19 protein-coding genes are annotated in these 18,735 nt (G+C 38.3%); 16 read left to right on the top strand and 3 right to left on the bottom strand.

Features of this window, described 5'->3' with window-relative positions:
• The first annotated feature begins 81 nt into the window (after window positions 1–81).
• The 13 genes from ABE34_RS11475 to ABE34_RS11415 all read left to right on the top strand — a co-directional run bounded on the left by ABE34_RS11475 (window position 82) and on the right by ABE34_RS11415 (window position 13,461).
• The gene (locus ABE34_RS11475; protein ID WP_197142606.1) at window positions 82–768 is read left to right on the top strand and encodes a response regulator transcription factor; all 687 of its coding nucleotides are present in this window, start codon (window positions 82–84) and stop codon (window positions 766–768) included.
• Window positions 752–2,179, top strand: a complete 1,428-nt coding sequence (locus ABE34_RS11470) for an ATP-binding protein (protein WP_197142604.1) — start codon at window positions 752–754, stop codon at window positions 2,177–2,179. The genes ABE34_RS11475 and ABE34_RS11470 overlap by 17 nt, the downstream gene beginning before the upstream one ends.
• Before the next feature lie 124 nt (window positions 2,180–2,303).
• Window positions 2,304–3,167 (top strand): peptidylprolyl isomerase, encoded by an 864-nt coding sequence (locus ABE34_RS11465; RefSeq protein ID WP_197229816.1) that lies wholly within the window; start codon window positions 2,304–2,306, stop codon window positions 3,165–3,167.
• A 12-nt stretch (window positions 3,168–3,179) separates the two neighbouring features.
• The gene (locus tag ABE34_RS11460; RefSeq protein ID WP_197142600.1) at window positions 3,180–3,881 is read left to right on the top strand and encodes a polyphosphate polymerase domain-containing protein; all 702 of its coding nucleotides are present in this window, start codon (window positions 3,180–3,182) and stop codon (window positions 3,879–3,881) included.
• Window positions 3,882–3,895: 14 nt separating this feature from the next.
• Window positions 3,896–4,579 (top strand): DUF4956 domain-containing protein, encoded by a 684-nt coding sequence (locus ABE34_RS11455; protein ID WP_197142598.1) that lies wholly within the window; start codon window positions 3,896–3,898, stop codon window positions 4,577–4,579.
• 42 nt (window positions 4,580–4,621) lie between these two features.
• The gene (locus ABE34_RS11450) at window positions 4,622–6,421 is read left to right on the top strand and encodes a CotH kinase family protein (protein WP_241747040.1); all 1,800 of its coding nucleotides are present in this window, start codon (window positions 4,622–4,624) and stop codon (window positions 6,419–6,421) included.
• An 83-nt stretch (window positions 6,422–6,504) separates the two neighbouring features.
• Window positions 6,505–7,107: a class I SAM-dependent methyltransferase gene (locus ABE34_RS11445; RefSeq protein WP_197142596.1), complete on the top strand. Its 603-nt coding sequence runs from the start codon at window positions 6,505–6,507 to the stop codon at window positions 7,105–7,107.
• A 451-nt stretch (window positions 7,108–7,558) separates the two neighbouring features.
• Window positions 7,559–8,779, top strand: a complete 1,221-nt coding sequence (locus ABE34_RS11440) for an ABC transporter substrate-binding protein (RefSeq protein ID WP_197142594.1) — start codon at window positions 7,559–7,561, stop codon at window positions 8,777–8,779.
• Between the two features lie 277 nt (window positions 8,780–9,056).
• Window positions 9,057–9,932, top strand: coding sequence for a branched-chain amino acid ABC transporter permease (locus tag ABE34_RS11435; protein WP_197142592.1), 876 nt, complete (start codon window positions 9,057–9,059; stop codon window positions 9,930–9,932).
• 13 nt (window positions 9,933–9,945) lie between these two features.
• Window positions 9,946–10,881 carry a branched-chain amino acid ABC transporter permease gene (locus ABE34_RS11430; protein ID WP_197142666.1) on the top strand — a complete coding sequence of 312 codons (936 nt, stop codon included), beginning with the start codon at window positions 9,946–9,948 and terminating at the stop codon, window positions 10,879–10,881.
• Window positions 10,881–11,660, top strand: a complete 780-nt coding sequence (locus ABE34_RS11425) for an ABC transporter ATP-binding protein (RefSeq protein WP_197142590.1) — start codon at window positions 10,881–10,883, stop codon at window positions 11,658–11,660. Before ABE34_RS11430 ends, ABE34_RS11425 begins: the two co-directional genes overlap by 1 nt.
• Window positions 11,660–12,367 carry an ABC transporter ATP-binding protein gene (locus ABE34_RS11420; protein WP_197142588.1) on the top strand — a complete coding sequence of 236 codons (708 nt, stop codon included), beginning with the start codon at window positions 11,660–11,662 and terminating at the stop codon, window positions 12,365–12,367. Before ABE34_RS11425 ends, ABE34_RS11420 begins: the two co-directional genes overlap by 1 nt.
• A 593-nt stretch (window positions 12,368–12,960) precedes the next feature.
• Window positions 12,961–13,461, top strand: a complete 501-nt coding sequence (locus tag ABE34_RS11415) for a cupin domain-containing protein (RefSeq protein WP_197142586.1) — start codon at window positions 12,961–12,963, stop codon at window positions 13,459–13,461.
• Between the two features lie 73 nt (window positions 13,462–13,534).
• Here the strand turns inward: ABE34_RS11415 and ABE34_RS11410 are convergent, their stop codons facing one another.
• The 3 genes from ABE34_RS11410 to rluF form a co-directional block, all read right to left on the bottom strand.
• Window positions 13,535–13,828 (bottom strand): hypothetical protein, encoded by a 294-nt coding sequence (locus ABE34_RS11410; protein WP_197142585.1) that lies wholly within the window; start codon window positions 13,826–13,828, stop codon window positions 13,535–13,537.
• An 82-nt stretch (window positions 13,829–13,910) separates the two neighbouring features.
• Window positions 13,911–14,630, bottom strand: coding sequence for a DUF6904 family protein (locus tag ABE34_RS11405; RefSeq protein WP_197142583.1), 720 nt, complete (start codon window positions 14,628–14,630; stop codon window positions 13,911–13,913).
• A 22-nt stretch (window positions 14,631–14,652) separates the two neighbouring features.
• Entirely contained in the window at window positions 14,653–15,354 is a 702-nt protein-coding gene (rluF, locus tag ABE34_RS11400; RefSeq protein WP_197142581.1) for a 23S rRNA pseudouridine(2604) synthase RluF, read from the bottom strand.
• Window positions 15,355–15,677: 323 nt separating this feature from the next.
• On the opposite strand from rluF, the gene adh reads away from it, so the two are divergent.
• From adh to ABE34_RS11385, 3 genes are all read left to right on the top strand, one after another.
• Entirely contained in the window at window positions 15,678–17,198 is a 1,521-nt protein-coding gene (gene adh, locus ABE34_RS11395) for an aldehyde dehydrogenase (protein ID WP_197142579.1), read from the top strand.
• A gap of 21 nt (window positions 17,199–17,219) precedes the next feature.
• Window positions 17,220–17,579 (top strand): DUF779 domain-containing protein, encoded by a 360-nt coding sequence (locus ABE34_RS11390; protein ID WP_197142577.1) that lies wholly within the window; start codon window positions 17,220–17,222, stop codon window positions 17,577–17,579.
• A gap of 187 nt (window positions 17,580–17,766) precedes the next feature.
• Entirely contained in the window at window positions 17,767–18,729 is a 963-nt protein-coding gene (locus ABE34_RS11385; protein ID WP_197142575.1) for a DUF4003 family protein, read from the top strand.
• Window positions 18,730–18,735 lie beyond the last annotated feature (6 nt).

Genomic DNA, 18,735 nt, shown 5'->3' with positions numbered 1-18,735 from the left:
ACGCACTAACTCCTGACATTTAACTGACATAAATCGATGATATAATGAAAACACGAATGAGCTGGTAACGAGGTGAAGGACATGGCAAAAATATTAGTAGTAGAAGACGAATATGCAATAAGTCAAGTATTGAAGGCATATTTGAAAAAAGTAGGCTTTGATGTTGTGCAATGTTTTAATGGTGGACAGGCATTGGATATGTTTCAAAAGGTGCAGCCTGATTTAGTATTACTCGATATTATGTTACCAGAAAAAAATGGTTGGTTCATTTTAAAGGAAATTAGAGAATGTAGCTCTTGTCCAGTGATCATGCTAACGGCATTAGGCGATGTAAATAATCGATTAGAGGGTTTTGATCAAGGGGCAGACGATTATATTGCAAAGCCATTTATAGCTGATGAGGTAGTAGCAAGAGTAAAGGCAGTTTTAAGACGTGCTGAAGGAAGTTATAGATCTTCAGAAATAAAACGCTTTGGTGAGCTAGAGATTGATATGAAAGGCCACCGTGTGCTACTTAAAGGAGAAGAAATTATTTTAACGCCTAGAGATTTATCGGTGCTCTTATTTTTGGCAGAACACCCAAATCAAACATTTACACGTGATCAACTGATCGATCAAGTTTGGGGATGGGAGTATGAAGGTAGCGATAGAGCGGTGGATTTAGCTGTAAAGCGACTCAGAAAGGTACTTAAGGAGTGGGATGAGGAAGAGGGAGAAATAAAGACACTACGTGGATTGGGGTATCAGCTAAGTGTTCACAAAAAATAAGCGAGTATCTTTACGCAACTATTGGACAAGCCGCTATTTACTAACGCTCTTTGTAGGTCTAGCTATTATCACTTTTATTTCTGCGGCATGGATTCGACATACGACGTTTCAAAATCGACTAGAGATGATGGAATTTATAGCAGACGAGACTGTATTTCGCCTAACAGATACTTCTGGACAAAATAATGGACCTATGGGGGGGGTTTCAGGGTTTATTGGTAACCGTGAGCGATCTACTATGCGAGAAATTGATCCCGTTTTATATGTTGTAGATACGGCAGGCAATATAGTAAGCAGCAATCGACCGATGCCTCCGGGGAGTGAAAAAAATGTTGCCAACTTACTGGATAGTGAAGAAGGGACAAAGAAGATAACTTTAACGAGTGAGGGACGAGAGTTAGCTCAATATGTCGTAAAACGAAAACTTGAAAAGGACAATAAGGTAGTTGGCTGGGTGCTTGTCTTAGAGAAAAAGGACAATTTAACGAAGGTTAACCAAGCATATGGGCAACTGGCACTATTAATTGGAGCACTTGCTGTATTAGGTTGGGGTGCTATTTATTTTTTATCAAAACGTTTAGCGTATCCAATAAAACAAGTTGCCGAAGCCGCAAAGCAAGTACAAGAAGGAAACTATACATTGGATTTGCCTCAAAATAATAAGGAAGAAGAAATTTATGAGCTCGTTACGTCTTTTAAGGAAATGGCGACTAAGCTAGAGCAATTAGAAAAGACTCGAACAGAGTTATTAGCAGGGGTCACCCACGAGCTAAAAACACCCGTCACGTCAATTAGTGGGTTATTGCAGGCAGTGAACGATGGTGTCGTTACAGGTCAAGACGCTAGTGAATTTATTCAAATGGCGCTAGTAGAAACGACGAAAATGAAAACGATGGTCGGTGATTTGCTAGCTTACAATCATTTTGCTGTAGATGCAATTCCAGTAAAGCTTGAAACAGTAAGTGTTAATCAATTAGTACGTGATACTGTAGCACAATGGGAAGTCATGCAGGATAATGAAAATGTTAAAATACAAACGGATCTCCTTACAGAATCTGTTGATGTACACGCGGATGTTGTAAGAATACAGCAAATAGTTACAAATTTATTGACGAATGCAAAGCAGGCAATGCAAGAAGGGATCGTTACCGTAAAGCTTATGGAAAAAGAGGATGCTGTATCAATTACTGTAAGGGACACTGGATACGGTATTCCTCAAGAAGATCAAGCATTTATCTTTGAGCGTTTTTATAGAGGCGAAAATAAAAAATATGCGGTCCGTGGGTTAGGCTTAGGATTATCACTTAGTAAAATGATGGCGCAATCTATAGGTGGTGATTTACGCTTAATTGACAGTAATTCATCAGGAACATGCTTTGAAATAACACTAAAGAAGGCTACTACGCTCTAAAGGCGTGGTAGCTTTTTTTGTAAAGACTTTTTGAAGGAAATGTAAAGCTGACATCTGACTGACACATTAGGCCTTTATAGTAAGCATTGTAAACGAGAAACCAAAAGAAAGGACGGGATCAAGGATGACCGGAAACAAAAGGTTTTTCCAAATGATGACCTTACCTGCAGCATTATTAATACTACTAGTCGGTTGTGGTGAGAGTAGTGATTATGTGGCGAAGGTTGATGGTGAAAAGATTTTACAAACAGAACTAGATGACGCATTGCGTGAACAATACGGTACAGAGGTGCTAGATACACTAATTACCAATAAAATAGTTGAGCTAGAGGCGAAAAAAGAGGGTGTTTCTGTATCCGATGACGCTATTCAGGAAGAGTATGAGGAGTTAGCGGAGTCATATGGTGGGGAGGAATCATTACAGGAGGCACTAAAGGCGAATGGACTGACAGAGCAGAGTGTGAGGGATAATATTCGCATGTATCAGCTTACAAAAGATGTTATCGCTACAAGCATAGACATATCAGATGAGGAAGTAGCTCAATATTTTGAAGACAATAAAGATAGCTATGGACAAAAAGAAGAGGTAGTAGCCAGTCATATTTTATTGGAGGATGAAGCAACAGCAAAAGACGTGCTAGCAAAAATAAAAGCCGGTGAGGATTTTGCAGATTTAGCAAAAACATATTCAATCGATACAACAACGAATGAGGCTGGCGGGGAAATAGGTTATATTAGCCGAGGACAAATGGAGGAGCAGTTTGAGGAAGTAGCGTTTGGCCTTGAAAAGGGTAGCATCAGCGACATCGTACAAACATCAGAGGGCTATCACATTATTAAAGTAACCGATAAAGTACCGGCAGAAGAGGCAGTATTCGAAAATCTAAAAGATGAAGTTTATGCAACGGTGCTTGAGGAGCGCATAAATGAAGAGTATGCGTCTTGGTTAGCTGAAAAGCAAGAGCAATACAAAATTGAAAAAATGTAAGGAGTGAACTATATGCCAACTCTTACTTCGTTTAACCCTAACGGTCGTAAGGAGATTAAACAGGCCATCTCCTATTCGGACTATGCATTATTAAAAACTAAACTTCGGCATGTGATGCAGTTAGACAAGCATGCTGGGATGAATGGTAAGTATTTAATTCGCAGCACATACTTCGATAATTTTGCAAACAAGGTCCTAAATGAGAAAAAAGAGGGCTTTATCAATCGAGATAAATATCGAGTACGAATTTATGGTAAGTCCACAGAGATTATAAATTTGGAGCGGAAAAGTAAACGTAATAATTTAACGTTTAAAACGAAGTGTGCCATATCTCAAAAGGAATTTGAACAAATGCGCGTTGGGGATATCGCTTGGATGGAGAAAGACAAACGAGCGTTAATACAAGATTTATATCAGGAAATGAAGTATCACCAATTGAAACCGATGACAGTTGTTGATTACGAGCGAGAGGCTTACATCTATCCCTTTGGAAATGTGCGTGTCACATTTGATAGTAAAGTACAATCGAGCTTACGTAATACAGATATGTTTCATCCGAAACTGCCGATGGTTGATGTACTTGAGCCAAACTTAGTTATTTTAGAAGTGAAATATGATGAGTACTTGCCAGATATTATTAAGTACTTATTACAATCAGTAGATACACGTGCTGAAGCATATTCGAAATATCAGCTTAGTCGTATGTACGTATAAAGGAGAATTAAACAATGGATACTATAAAATTTAACGATATTTTTAAATCCAGCTTTTTAGAGAAAACAGCATCATTTTCATTAATAGATTCAATTTTAGGGTTAGTTGTAGCGTTCTTTGTGGGGCTGTTTATTTACGCCGTTTACAAGAAAACCTTTAACGGAGTGATTTACTCACATTCCTTCAATATTTCGCTACTCATTATGACAATGGCAACAGCACTAGTGATTATGGGAATAAGTTCAAATGTGCTGTTATCGCTAGGTATGGTTGGTGCGCTATCAATCGTGCGTTTCCGTACACCTATTAAAGATCCTATGGATTTAGTCTATATTTTCTGGGCAATAGTTTCGGGGATTCTTTGTGGTGCAGGATTTATTCCGCTTGTTATTATTGGCGCAGTTTTAATTGGTCTTGTATTACTAGTATTTGTAAACAAAATTACTGTGGAAAATCCATATCTTTTAATTGTGAAATTTGAAGAAGAGTTTGCTTGTGAAGAAGTGGAGCGTATTATTGCGACACAGTCTAAAAAATTCGCTTTAAAATCAAAATCTATTATGTCAGATATTGAAATCGAAACAACCTATGAAGTTCGTGTTAAACAAAATGATACAAAATTGATGGACAATCTTACAAAAGTACCTGGAGTAAAATCAGCAGTAATGCTTAGTTATGATGGTAATTTCACTGCTTAGTAACCACTCTGGAGGAGTTTTCTACTATGAAGAGAGGTGCAGATGATGATTAAAACACGGGTTGTCTATATTTGTATGGCAATTCTGCTACTCCTCTTTGTTGTTGTATTTGCTGTGCTTCCAAACGCGGGCATTGAAACGAAAAATACCGAGTTTTCCTATGAGACTATTGTATTTAATAAAAATAAAGTAACAACATTAGATATTGAAATAGCCGAGGAAGATTGGACAGACATGCTAGAAAGTGCAGCAGATAAGGAGTTGAAGCAAGCTAATATCACGGTAAATGGCAAGAGAATAGAGAATGTAGCTATTCGTACAAAAGGAAGTTCATCACTGAACTCGATTGTAAATAGCGACTCGGATCGATATAGCTTAAAAATAGATTTCGATTATTACGATGATACACAAAGTTTATATGGCTTGAAAAAATTAAATTTAAACAATAATTTCAGTGATACAACATTAATGCGAGAATATGTTTCTTATGAGCTCATGGAACAAATGGGATTGCCTACACCCGCTCATTCATATATGTATGTCACAGTGAATGGTAAGGATCGAGGTTTATTTTTAGGGGTAGAAGCGGTGGATGAAACATTCCTGGCAAATAACTACGGCTCTAATGATGGATTTTTGTTTAAGCCAGATGGGACAGGCAGTGATTTAAAATATATTAGTGATGATATTGCTGATTATACGGGAATTGGCTTAAAAACGAACGAAGGCAATGTCGATGAATCAAAATTCATTGAAATGATTGAAGCCATTAATAATGGCGGTAATATCGAAAAATATATTGATGTCGATGAAATGCTGCGTTACTTTGCTATGAACACAGCACTCGTGAATCTTGATAGTTATCAGGGAACTATGAAACATAATTACTATTTGTATGAGGAAAATGGTATGTTTTCGATTATACCATGGGATTTTAATATGTCGTTTGGCGGCTTTGGTGTTGGTGGTAGAATGGGTGGCAACAATAAAATCCAAGACAATGCCGATATAAAAGCACCTAATGATGCACAGATAAATGATAAATCCGAAATGAAGCCTCCGAATAATGGTCAACAGCAACAGCCAAATGCTGACCGGAATCGGGGTGGACTCAATATGGGATTTGGATTGTCTGGGGATTTGATGGAAGATAGCGCTATTAACTTTAGTGTGACTACACCTGTATCTGGCACAACTTTAGAGGAGCGGACGCTATTGAACGCCTTACTTTCCAATGAAGAGTATCGTGCAAAATATGAAGGCTATTTAGAAGAGATAGCGACTAATTACTTAACAGAAGATAACGTACACAACATTACCAAAAAATTAGCATTGCTATTAACAACGTATGTGGAAGCAGACCCTACGAAATTCTCTACAACAGAACAATTTATAGAAGCGGTAGAAGGGGAAAAGAGTCTCCCTGAATTTGCAAAGCAGCGCTCCGAATCTATTTTAAAGCAGCTGTCAGGGGAACTTGTTGTGGAAGCAACAACACAAGGGAATATGGCAATGCCTAATCCAGGCGAAATGGGTGACATGAACATTCCGATGCAAAGACCAGATGACTTTGATCCGAATCAAATGCCAGAGGATTTTGATCCTTCACAAGCCCCTCCGTTTAATCAAAATGGCGATAATAAGGGAGAAAGACCAAATGGTGGTGGCCCAATGCAACGACCTGACCAAAATGAAGGACCTATGTGGCCGAACCAAGGCGATGAGCAACTAAAGCAAGGAACCGTTATCGATAAAAATACAGTTCTTACAGCGATTGTTTGTTTTGCGTTGTTAATAGTTGCACTGCTCTTTGTTTTAAAATTTAACCGAAGAGGTCGTTAAAAAAAACCATATCCAAAACTTTTGGGTATGGTTTTTCCTTTTTATCGTGGTAAAATTAATCATTCTTTTTTAGGAGTAATAGTATGAATGAACATCAATTTGATAAATGTTTACATATTAACACAGTAGGTGACCAATACGGATTCCCGAAACTAGCTCACTACCATCGCTATGAGCCAACACCGTATACTGGCTTAGAACAATTATTTTCGGAGTATGAAATGCCTGATCATCCAGTGTTTATTGATATGGGATGTGGAAAAGGGAGAGTCCCTATTTATGTACATCATAAATTTCATATTCCTACAATTGGGGTAGAAATGGATGCAGGTTTTTATGCAGAGGCTGAGAATAATAAAAAGAGCTATCTTCAAAAGAAGAGTGCTCAAGCTCAGATTTCCTTTATTCATTCAATAGCGGAAGACTATGCTATACAACCATGCGACACGGTTTTCTTTTTCTTTAATCCGTTTTCAATCAATATTTTCCGTACAGTTATTCACAATATTTGGAAGTCTTTTGAACTGCATATGCGCGAAATTCATATTATTTTATACTACCCACCATATGATTATTTGCAGTTTTTACATCATGGGACACCTTTCGAATTAATCCATGAGGTCCATCTTGAAAATGAAACAAATATTAACGAACGCCTCTGTGTGTTTGCACTAAAAAAAGCTTAGAGCTGAGCAATAATTCTAAGTTTTTTTTATTTCTTTCCGACGGACACAATTATGCCGAGACTAAAAGCAAACGACCGATGATTACTCCCTCTACTTTTCTTTATTTCCTAGGTAATAAATAGCAACCATTTTAGTGCCTGATATTCTAAATCATGCGATTTATGACCTCTTTTTACGAGACTTTATCGGAAATAATAGGTTTGTATGAATATTCGCAATAAATTAATAGATAATTCACAAATTACTAATTATACTGAAAAATCACTCTAGACTAAATATAAGGAATGTTTTACAATGTAAAAGTCCTAAATGAATAATATTTTGATTTACTTAAAGATAGATAGTTATAAATTATAATTTTGGTTATTTTTGTTATTGAGCAAACGCTATTAATTGTTTATAATTATCTGAAATATCTAATATTTGAGAAAATTCTAGGGGGAATAAAATTATGAGAGAGAACAAAAAGCTTAAAAAGTTTGGCTCACTTCTAGTTGCATCTTCACTACTTGCGGGAGTTCTTGCTGGCTGTGGTGGCGGAGGTAGTTCAAGTTCAGGAGGAGGGTCATCATCAGGTGGTGGTTCTTCTGACGGTGATACGATTAAAATCGGTGCAAACTTAGAGCTTTCAGGGAACGTAGCTTCTTATGGTTCTTCGATTGGTGTAGGTGCAGACCTAGCAGTTAAAGAAATTAATGATAAGGGCGGAATCGACGGTAAAAAGATTGAGCTTATTAAAGTAGATAACAAATCTGAAAACTCAGAGGCTACTGCAGCGGCTCTTAAACTAGCAACACAAGATAAAGTAGTAGCAATGCTAGCTCCAGCAACTTCTGGTAATACAGTTGCTACTGTTCAAATAGCGAACAGCAATAAAATCCCGATTGTTACAGGTTCAGGTACTGCTCCTAACATTACAGTCAATGATGATGATAGCGTTAACGAGTATGCATTCCGTACTTGTTTCATTGACCCATTCCAAGGGATTGTAGCAGCGAACTTCGCTTCAGGTGAATTGAAAGCTAAAAATGTAGCTATTTTTGCGGACAACGCATCTGACTATGCAAAAGGTTTAGCAAAATCATTTAAAGATACAATCACTAAAAATGGTGGGAAAGTTGTAGAAGAAGAAGCGTATGTCGCTAAGGATACTGACTTCCGTACACAATTAACAAATATTAAAGCAGCTAAACCAGACTTTATCTTTATCCCAGGATACTATGAAGAGGTTGGTTTAATTGTTAAACAAGCACGTGAAATGGGTATCGATGTTCCCTTGATGGGGGCTGACGGTTGGGATTCGCCAACTTTAGTTGAACTAGCTGGTGCGAAAGCGCTGAATAACACGTATATCACAAACCACTATTCTGCAGAAGATCCAGATCAAAAAATTCAAGATTTCGTAAAGGCATTTAAAGCAGCGAACAGTGATAAAGCACCAGATGCATTCAATGCACTTGGCTATGACACAATTTACTACATTGCGGATGCTATTAAGCGAGCAGGCTCTACGGACGGGGAAGCTATTAAAACTGCTTTAGCTGACACAAAAGATCTTTCTTTAGTAACGGGTACTTTCTCGGTTGACGAAAATCATAATCCAATTAAAACAGCAACAGTTCTTGAATTTAAAGACGGTAAACAAGTGTTCAACTCTAAAGTTAATCCTTAATGTTTTCTTGGCAAGGGGAGGCGGGTAAACACGCCTCCCTTTTTATGTTTTACCTTCATAAAGTGAAGGCTCTCGCCATTGAAGGTGATGAGATGAATGCGTATATAGTTTCATTAAGTGTTCAAAATCCGGACGCAATTTCTCTAAAGCGAGATTGCTAGATAGACCATGAAAAAAATTTTTTAAAGACGACACAATTTACTCTATTTTCAATAATAACATGTAGTAGTAAATTCTATTTTTGCATTTTTCAGAAAAATAAAGGGAGTGAACGCTCATGGAATGGATACAGCAGCTTGTGAACGGTATTTCACTAGGTAGTATCTACGCATTAATAGCGCTAGGGTATACGATGGTATACGGGATTATTAAGCTGATCAACTTTGCCCACGGTGATGTTTTCATGATTGGGTCATTTATTGGCTTTTACGCAATTGCTAAATGGGAGCTTGGCTTCTTCTCAGCGCTATTATTGGCGATGGTGGTCTGTGCAATCTTTGGTGTTTTAATTGAACGTATTGCTTATAAGCGTTTACGAAATGCTACACGTATTGCTGCTTTAATTACGGCAATAGGTGTATCGCTACTAATTGAATATACAACGATCTACTTCAGAGGTGCGCAACCGGCTGCATACCCTGAAGTCATTACAAATAAATCATTTGATGTTTTCGGTGTTCAAATCAGTAGTACATCAATATTAATTTTATCTGTAGCAATTGTACTGATGATTCTTTTACAATTCATCGTACATAAAACTAAAATCGGGAAAGCGATGCGTGCGGTTTCTCATGATGCAGATGCAGCACGTTTAATGGGTATTAACGTAGATAATACAATTTCAGCAACATTCGCGATTGGTTCTGCTCTAGCTGGTGCAGCAGGTGTTATCTTTGGTGTTTACTATACGAAAATAGATCCATTAATGGGTGTTATTCCAGGGGTTAAAGCGTTTATCGCCGCGGTACTTGGTGGTATTGGGATTATACCAGGTGCTATGGTTGGAGGTATGTTGTTAGGTGTAGTGGAATCATTAGTAAGTGCACTTGGTTTCTCTTTATGGCGCGATGCAGCGGCATTCGTTATTTTAATTTTAATTTTAATCTTCAGACCATCGGGTATCTTTGGTAAAAATGCCCGTGAGAAAGTGTAGGTGAGCGGTAATGATGAAAAAGTCTAAAGTTTTCTGGGGCTATGCCGTATTAGCGCTAGTCATCTATGCAGTTGTTCAAATCCTTATTTCTACAAACATTCTCGATATTTACTATCAAAATATGTTGATCACAATGTGTATTAACATCATGCTTGCGGTCAGTTTGCATATTGTCATTGGGATTACTGGTCAATTCTCGATTGGGCATGCCGGTTTCTTAGCAGTTGGAGCATATGTTTCTGCAATTATTACAACTAAGCTATTGCTTCCGTTCCCATTAGCTATTTTTTTAGGGGCATTAGCAGCAGCTGTAGCAGGTTTAATCGTAGGTATTCCGACATTACGTTTAAAGGGTGACTATTTAGCAATTGCCACGCTTGGTTTTGCGGAAATTATACGTATTATCTTTTTAAATACGGACTATGTTGGTGGCGCGGCAGGGATGCAGGTTCTATATTTATCAAACTGGTCTTATGCATTCATAGGTGTTGTTCTAACAATTTTAGTCATCTCAAACTTTACGAATTCACGTCATGGACGCGCATGTATATCGATTCGTGAGGACGAAATTGCAGCAGATGCAATGGGTATTAATACAACCTACTATAAAGTTGTAGCTTTTGCGATAGGTTCCTTCTTCGCCGGCCTTGCAGGGGCCATTTTTGCACATAACTTTTACATTATCCAACCGACAACTTTCGGTTTCTTAAAATCATTTGATATTTTAATCTTTGTAGTTCTTGGTGGCTTAGGAAGTCTTTCTGGATCTGTCATCGCAGCTATTTTCTTAACAGTAGTCTCAGCATATCTAGCAAACTTCCCAGAAACACGTATGATTATTTACAGTTTAGTATTAATAGTCGTAATGCTATATCGCCCAACAGGGTTAATGGGAACAAAAGAAGTTGCGGATTTATTTAAGTTTGGTAAAAAAGGAGGTACAAAATAATGGCTAGAAACCTTCTTATCAATGTTGAAAACATGGGCATTCAATTCGGTGGTTTAAAGGCGGTACAGGGCGTTAATATGTACCTAAATCAAGGGGAACTAGTAGGTCTTATAGGGCCCAATGGTGCTGGTAAAACAACTAGCTTTAACATGCTTACCGGAGTGTATATGCCAACGGAGGGCGCGATTACATTTGACGGTATAAAGTTGAACGGGCTTGCACCATATCAAGTAACACAAAAAGGTATTAGCCGTACGTTCCAAAATATTCGTTTATTTAAGGAGCTATCTGTTTTAGATAATGTTAAGGTAGCGAACCATTCGCTTGCGAAGCATTCTATGTGGTCTTCCATTTTCCGCTTGCCGAATCATTTTAAAGGTGAGGCAGAAATGGAGCATCAATCTATTGAGTTTCTAAAAATCTTTGGTCTAGATGTTTATAAGGATGAGCTTGCGAAAAATTTACCTTATGGGATGCAGCGCCGATTAGAAATTGCTCGTGCCCTAGCTGCAAAACCTAAGCTACTTTTATTGGATGAGCCTGCAGCAGGGATGAACCCGCAGGAAACGCAAGACTTAATGGAATTAATAGCGTTTATTCGTAAAGAGTTTGGCTTAACCATTCTTCTAATTGAGCATGATATGAGCTTAGTTATGGGGATATGTGAACGTATATATGTGCTCGATCATGGTCAACTAATCGCAGATGGGACACCAGAAGAAATTCGCAACAATTCAAAGGTAATTGAAGCGTACCTTGGTGAGGAGGTTATCAGCTAATGCTAAAAGTACAAAATATAGATGTATTTTACGGTAATATTCAAGCATTAAAGGGCCTCTCTTTAGAAGTAAATGAGGGTGAAATCGTAACGTTAATCGGTGCAAACGGTGCTGGTAAAAGTACATTATTAAAAACATTGTCGGGCCTATTAAAACCAAAGGGTGGCATCATTGAATATGAAGGCTTCTCTATCGCAGGGAAGGCTGCACAGACAATAGTAAAATCAGGCATTTCACATGTTCCAGAGGGGCGTCGTGTTTTTGCCAATATGTCTGTTGAGGAAAACTTAGAGCTAGGCGCATATCTTCGCAACGATAAGGCTGGCATTAAAAAAGATATGGATCATGTGTTTGAACTATTCCCACGTCTTTTCGAACGTCGGAAACAGCAATCAGGTACATTGTCCGGCGGTGAGCAGCAGATGCTAGCGATGGGGCGAGCAATAATGGCAAAACCGAAATTGTTATTAATGGATGAACCTTCAATGGGACTTGCGCCACTCATGGTAAAAAATATTTTTAATATTATTGAGCAAGTCAACAAAGAAGGCACAACTGTATTGCTTGTTGAGCAAAATGCGAATATGGCATTATCGGTAGCGCATCGTGCGTACGTACTTGAAACGGGTCGTATTGTATTATCAGGTACAGCAAAAGAGCTTCAAGAGAGTGACCAAGTAAAGGCCGCTTATTTAGGTGGTTTATAGAGGGAGAAGGCGTCTCAATTTTTGGGACGTCTTTTTTCGTATAATCGGAGGAATGAGCAGACGATAGAAATGTTAAAGTGAAGAATAGAAGGGCTAGAGAGACGTAAAATTATCAAGGCGACGGAAAGAAAGGGCAAAGCGAACGATAGAATGATCAAGGTGAAGGAAAGAAGTCGAAGCGACGGATGGAAAGGCTAGAGCGACGGATAGACCAGTCAAGGCGACGGAAAGAAAGGGCAAAGCGACCGATAGAATGATCAAAGTGACGGAAAGAAGTCGAAGCGACGGATAGAAAGGCTAGAGCGACGGATAGACCAGTCAAGGCGACGGAAAGAAAGGGCTAAACGACGGATAGAATGATCAAAGTGACGGAAAGAAGTCGAAGCGACGGATAGAAAGGCTAGAGCGACGGATAGACCAGTCAAGGCGACGGAAAGAAAGGGCTAAACGACGGATAGAATGATCAAAGTGACGGAAAGAAGTCGAAGCGACGGATGGAATGATCAAAACGACGGATAGAATAGTCAGCGACGAAATAGCAGTAGCATTCGTCGTTTATTATTTGGTAATGTGGAAGAAAGGAGTGATGTTGTATGAAGTATTCAGCACAATATTTTATTGAAAAATTAAATTTAGCAGAGCATCCTGAAGGAGGGTACTATATATCCTCGTTTCGGGCATCTGATGATATGGCTGTAAGAGATGTACAGAGACCAATTTATACGAGTATTTATTTCTTATTACGTTCACAGGATATATCGCATTTGCATCGCTTGAAATCAGACGAGCTTTGGTATTATCATGCTGGCAGCCCACTAACGGTCCATATGATTTTCCCGGATGGTACATATGAGGCGAAGAAGCTTGGATTAAATGTAGAGGCAGGAGAAGTACCACAAATCGCGGTACCGAAAAATACTATATTTGGCTCATCCGTAGAGGATGCAAATACTTTTAGTTTAGTAGGCTGTATGGTTGCACCCGGCTTTGACTTTGAAGACTTCGAATTATTTACACAGGATGAGCTATTAATTGACTATCCACAGCACGAGGAAGTTATTCGAAAAATGGCTTACACGACAATTCAAGAATAGAAGAAAAGTAGCCGTCTCAAAATCATTTGAGACGGCTCATACTATTAAAAATGATTATATTAATGGTGTCAAATTAATAAGGTATGGCTCTTAGGCAAAACGAGGGGTTGATTTCCGTTTCGGCTGGGCACTTTTTTGCTGACGCTTCGCTTTCGCACAGATAAAACATTTGTTGCTGACGCTTCGCTTTCGCACAGATAAAACATTTGTTGCTGACGCTTCGCTTTCGCGCAGTTAAAACATTTGTTGCTGACGCTTCGCTTTCGCGCAGATAAAACATTTGGATGTTGGTCACGATGGCTTTATCACAGGACGTGATGCTTTTAGCCTTCGTTCCCCTATCGCTGATCCCCAAAGAGTTGCCCAACCTACACTCCAATCAACCGCTCACATAGCGTATGTTTTCGGGCATATCACTTTAATGTTTAATATGTGTCGGCTCTTTCTATCTACCACAAAATAGTTTCAGGATAATCAGCTTTAATTTCAATTTCATGTAACGCTTTTTTTGTAGTCATCGCAACTTCCATGAGCTGCGATTTTAACGCTACATATTCATCGTCTTCTAACATCAAGCGCAGAGCAAATGCCGCTAAGTGAGCTTTACGTGCCTCTAAATTTAAATGAATATACTCAAGATTTAAAACGTCTACATACTGTGTTGCATAACGGAATGTTAATGGACTTTTAGTGTGCAGCATTCTTAAAAATACTAAGTATTCATCTTCATGGAGATGCTGCTCTAAACAATTTGCAACAGCTGCTTGGAATTTACGAATTGTGGCAACGTCAATATTCCAATCAGAAGAATCAATTAGCTCTTGATGCAAACGAATGAAGTCATTTAATGAGATAGCAGTAAAAATAAGCTCTGGCCAAAGAATCTCTGCTGCGAAATAAGCATTTTTGTTAGGGAAAATTAGTTCATGCTGTGTCAGAACACTTTTATTGAGCCCGTTGCTAACAAACTCAAGCTGATGCTCCCCCTTGGCAGCTTGACGGAGATTATAACAAACGCTAAGAATACGAAAACGCGCTCCTTGATAATCATAATACTTGTTTTCATCACCAGTTATTTTGTAAATGGCATTAATCAGCTCATCTAGATCCCAAAAATCACCGCTAATACGTGCTCCGGTTAATTGCTCGGTACTTTGAATTGACAGCATAGTCCCATCCCCTTAAATGGCTTTATTTTGGTGTGTATTTAAGTAGTTTGAATAGTTCTGTTCGTTCTTTGTCTGTTAAATCGCGCCACTGTCCAACTTTTAAATTGCCAAGCTTTATATTCATAATACGAATGCGTTGTAGACGTTTAACGGAGTAGCCAAGCGCTGAACACATACGACGTATTTGACGGTTTAAGCCTTGCTCTAAAATAATTTTAAAGACTTTATCAGATATTTTTTCAACATGACAAGGTAGGGTTGTAGTATCTAAAATATCTACACCAGCGCCCATTTTCTTTATAAATTGCTCCGTAATAGGTTTATCAACTTGCACGATATATTCTTTTTCGTGATGGTTTTCTGCACGTAAAATCTTATTGACGATGTCTCCATCGTTAGTCAATAATAATAGCCCTTCTGACTCTTTATCTAGTCGTCCAATATGGAAAATACGAAGAGGGTGATTGACAAAATCAACGACATTTCCTTTAATATGACGTTCAGTTGTGCTTGTAATTCCTACTGGTTTGTTTAAGGCAATATAAACGAGCTGTTCTTCTTTTTTTACCTCTTTTCCATCAACGCAAACCATATCACCAGCCTCAACCTGACTGCCGACAGTAGCAAGCTCACCATTAATCGTTACTTTACCTTCTTCTATCCATTTATCTGCGCCTCGACGAGATACAATGCCTGTCTCACTTAAATATTTATTAATCCGCATATTGTTCTCCTATACATTTATATTATTTTTAAGTATACATTATAGTTGGTCAAACCGTGAATCCTAGAAGCTTTTCTAGCAAATATAAACCACTTTGCAAGCCTAATCACAAAGCCGATTCCAGAGGCTATTATGCCAAGGAATAATCGATTCAAGAATAGATTTCAGTATTAATTCAATAAAATTTTAAAAAGTTGAAATTATTCTTCGTTTCTGACAATATATTGAGTAAGAGGGTATCTATGAAAATATCGTTATTTCGATGAAATTGATGATTTTTGTAGATTATTTTCTCATTATTTTGTGTAAAGGGGAGAAGTAAAATGGTTTATGCATTTCCAAACACTGAAGGATCGGTAGTTCAATTCAAAGAGAAATATGAAAATTACATTGGTGGGGAATGGACACCTCCAGTGAAAGGACAATACTTTGATAATGTTACACCTGTTACTGGACAAGTTTTTACACAATTAGCTCGTTCTACTGCTGAGGATATTGAGCTTGCAGTTGATGCAGCACATGCCGCAAAAGAAGAATGGGGCAAAACATCTCCAACAGAGCGTGCAAACATTTTACTTAAAATTGCGGACCGCATAGAGCAAAACTTAGAAAAGCTAGCCGTTGCCGAAACATGGGATAACGGAAAAGCGGTACGTGAGACATTAAATGCAGATATCCCTCTTGCGATTGATCATTTCCGTTATTTTGCGGGGGCTTTACGTGCACAAGAAGGCGCGGTAAGCCAAATCGATAATGATACAGTCGCTTATCATTTCCATGAGCCAATTGGGGTAGTAGGTCAAATTATCCCATGGAATTTCCCGTTATTAATGGCCGTTTGGAAGCTAGCACCTGCACTTGCAGCTGGAAACTGTGTAGTGTTGAAACCTGCAGAGCAAACGCCAGCTTCGATAATGGTGTTCGTTGAATTAATAGAAGATTTATTACCATCGGGCGTACTTAATGTTGTGAATGGCTTTGGTTTAGAAGCAGGAAAACCATTAGCATCGAACCCACGGATTGGCAAAATTGCCTTTACTGGTGAAACTACGACAGGTCGCTTAATTATGCAATATGCTTCACAAAATCTTATTCCAGTTACATTAGAATTGGGCGGCAAGTCACCAAATATATTCTTTGAAGATATTATGGATGAAGACGATGCCTTTTTAGATAAAGCAGTTGAAGGCTTTGTATTATTCGCCTTAAATCAAGGTGAAGTATGTACATGTCCTTCTCGTGCAATAATTCAAGAGTCTATTTATGATAAATTTATGGAACGCGTCCTACAACGTGTTGAAGCGATTAAAGTTGGGAATCCACTTGATCCGAATACGATGATGGGAGCGCAGGCTTCGAGTGAGCAAATGGAAAAAATCCTTTCTTATTTAGATATTGGTAAGCAAGAAGGTGCAGAATGTCTAATTGGAGGAGAGAAAAATAATGTAGGAGCAGGTTTTGAAAATGGTTACTACATTAAGCCAACTGTCTTCAAAGGACATAATAAAATGCGTATTTTCCAAGAAGAAATCTTCGGGCCAGTTGTTGCCGTAACAACATTTAAAACAAAAGAGGAAGCATTAGAAATCGCAAATGACACACTATACGGTTTAGGTGCAGGTGTATGGACGCGCGATATGAATACGGCTTATCGCTTCGGTCGTGGTATTCAAGCTGGGCGTGTTTGGACAAACTGCTACCATGCTTATCCTGCACATGCAGCGTTCGGTGGCTATAAAATGTCGGGTGTTGGTCGTGAAAACCATAAGATGATGTTAGCGCATTATCAGCAAACGAAAAACTTATTAGTTAGCTACAGCGAAAACAAACTTGGCTTCTTCTAATTAGTAGGGAGGTGCATGAGCGTGGTCATGCGTGTTTTAGCAACAAAAGAAGCGCTAGCACTAATCGAATTATTGAAAGAAAAGCATGGGCCCATTATGTTTCATCAATCAGGTGGATGCTGTGATGGTTCCTCACCAATGTGTTATCCAGAGGGAGACTTACTATTAGGTGACCAGGATGTTTGTCTTGGAGAGATTGGTGGTGCTTCCTTCTACATGCATAAAAATCAATATGATTATTGGAAGCATACACAAATAATCTTGGACGTTGTCGACGGTAGAGGTGGTATGTTTTCACTGGAAGGCGTTGAAGGTAAAAGGTTTTTAACAAGATCAAGAGCCTTTTCCGCAGATGAATTAAAAGAATTAAGATTAATTTAAGTGCACCGAACAAGTGATTAAGCAAATTTACTTTTAAGGACAGCGGCAAGAATATTGCCGCTTTTTTTTATGTTCATTCTTCTGGAAAAAGCGTATGGAAGGTTTTAATTATGTTCTGATTTTTAAAAAACAGCTGAATCTTTTCGACAATATATTACGTAAGTATGGAAAAAGGAGCGTGTTAAACATGGACTTTGTTATGATAGAAAATCAGTTTACAAGTACGGTGGAGGATGTCTCAAAGGCTGTCGGTCGGACGGTTGATCGTAAAATTGTGTTGGCAATCGCTAGCAAATATGTGGCATCTGGAAAACCCTTTGATTCCGTTAAATATAAAAAAGTATTACAAGAAATGAAAAAGCAAACGTCATGGTCATCTCCGTTAAGAACGACGGTAGGTTATAGTATTGCTGCTAATTTGATGGAGCAAGAGGATACAGAACGAGCAGTTAAAAATTTACTGACGAACGTTAGCATAATGAAAGAGGTAAAATTCAGAAGCGGGAATTTTAGTTTTATAGGTGCACAGTTTTTAACGGAAGAGGAAAGTGAGAAACGTGCACATGCACAAGTAGCACGCGCATTATTTGATGCAATCCGCAAGCACCATCGATTTTTAACGTCGTACGATGATATTCCTTATGCAGTATTGTTAAGTAGCCAATCTAACGATGTGGAGCTACGTGCAGAAACAATGAATCGTTATTATAAAGAATTACGTACGTATAATTTTAATGCAGGTAATGAGCTTCAATGGCTATCACAAGTACTGACTTTCTTATCACCTCAATATGATAATAAGTTAGTGCCTAATGTTGTAACGATCCGTGACACACTAAAAAATCAAGATGTAAAGGTCAAGGCGATGCATTATCCATTACTGGGCTTTTTAGCAATCCTTGAAGTGAATCAAGCACAGATTCAACAGATTGTTGATTTATATCAAGAGTTAAAGGGTATGAAACTATTAAAATGGCATCGTGAATTTGTGTTATTTATGGCCACACAAATTGCTATTTATGATATGGCAAATGTACAACAATCTTTATCAATGTCAATCATGTCATCCATTGAATTGCTAATTCAAGCACAGCAGGCAGCAATGTTCGCAGCAGTAAGTGCAGCAGCTGTAGCAGCAAGTTCTTCGTGATAAAAT

This window comes from Lysinibacillus sphaericus, from assembly GCF_015844675.1.
In the GTDB taxonomy this organism is placed as follows: Bacteria; Bacillota; Bacilli; order Bacillales_A; family Planococcaceae; genus Lysinibacillus; species Lysinibacillus sphaericus_E.
Note: the sequence above shows the minus strand (reverse complement) of the source record. Positions and strands in the feature narration are given on the sequence as shown.

Excerpts from the sequence above, each read along its gene's own strand:
- ABE34_RS11450 (WP_241747040.1), top strand. The coding sequence starts at position 4,622 with ATGATGATTAAAACACGGGTTGTCTATATTTGTATGGCAATTCTGCTA.
- ABE34_RS11465 (WP_197229816.1), top strand. The coding sequence starts at position 2,304 with ATGACCGGAAACAAAAGGTTTTTCCAAATGATGACCTTACCTGCAGCA.
- rluF (WP_197142581.1), bottom strand. The coding sequence starts at position 15,354 with ATGCGGATTAATAAATATTTAAGTGAGACAGGCATTGTATCTCGTCGA.
- ABE34_RS11385 (WP_197142575.1), top strand. The coding sequence starts at position 17,767 with ATGGACTTTGTTATGATAGAAAATCAGTTTACAAGTACGGTGGAGGAT.
- ABE34_RS11420 (WP_197142588.1), top strand. The coding sequence starts at position 11,660 with ATGCTAAAAGTACAAAATATAGATGTATTTTACGGTAATATTCAAGCA.
- ABE34_RS11475 (WP_197142606.1), top strand. The coding sequence starts at position 82 with ATGGCAAAAATATTAGTAGTAGAAGACGAATATGCAATAAGTCAAGTA.
- ABE34_RS11435 (WP_197142592.1), top strand. The coding sequence starts at position 9,057 with ATGGAATGGATACAGCAGCTTGTGAACGGTATTTCACTAGGTAGTATC.
- adh (WP_197142579.1), top strand. The coding sequence starts at position 15,678 with ATGGTTTATGCATTTCCAAACACTGAAGGATCGGTAGTTCAATTCAAA.
- ABE34_RS11405 (WP_197142583.1), bottom strand. The coding sequence starts at position 14,630 with ATGCTGTCAATTCAAAGTACCGAGCAATTAACCGGAGCACGTATTAGC.
- ABE34_RS11455 (WP_197142598.1), top strand. The coding sequence starts at position 3,896 with ATGGATACTATAAAATTTAACGATATTTTTAAATCCAGCTTTTTAGAG.
- ABE34_RS11430 (WP_197142666.1), top strand. The coding sequence starts at position 9,946 with ATGAAAAAGTCTAAAGTTTTCTGGGGCTATGCCGTATTAGCGCTAGTC.
- ABE34_RS11425 (WP_197142590.1), top strand. The coding sequence starts at position 10,881 with ATGGCTAGAAACCTTCTTATCAATGTTGAAAACATGGGCATTCAATTC.
- ABE34_RS11415 (WP_197142586.1), top strand. The coding sequence starts at position 12,961 with ATGAAGTATTCAGCACAATATTTTATTGAAAAATTAAATTTAGCAGAG.
- ABE34_RS11460 (WP_197142600.1), top strand. The coding sequence starts at position 3,180 with ATGCCAACTCTTACTTCGTTTAACCCTAACGGTCGTAAGGAGATTAAA.
- ABE34_RS11445 (WP_197142596.1), top strand. The coding sequence starts at position 6,505 with ATGAATGAACATCAATTTGATAAATGTTTACATATTAACACAGTAGGT.
- ABE34_RS11440 (WP_197142594.1), top strand. The coding sequence starts at position 7,559 with ATGAGAGAGAACAAAAAGCTTAAAAAGTTTGGCTCACTTCTAGTTGCA.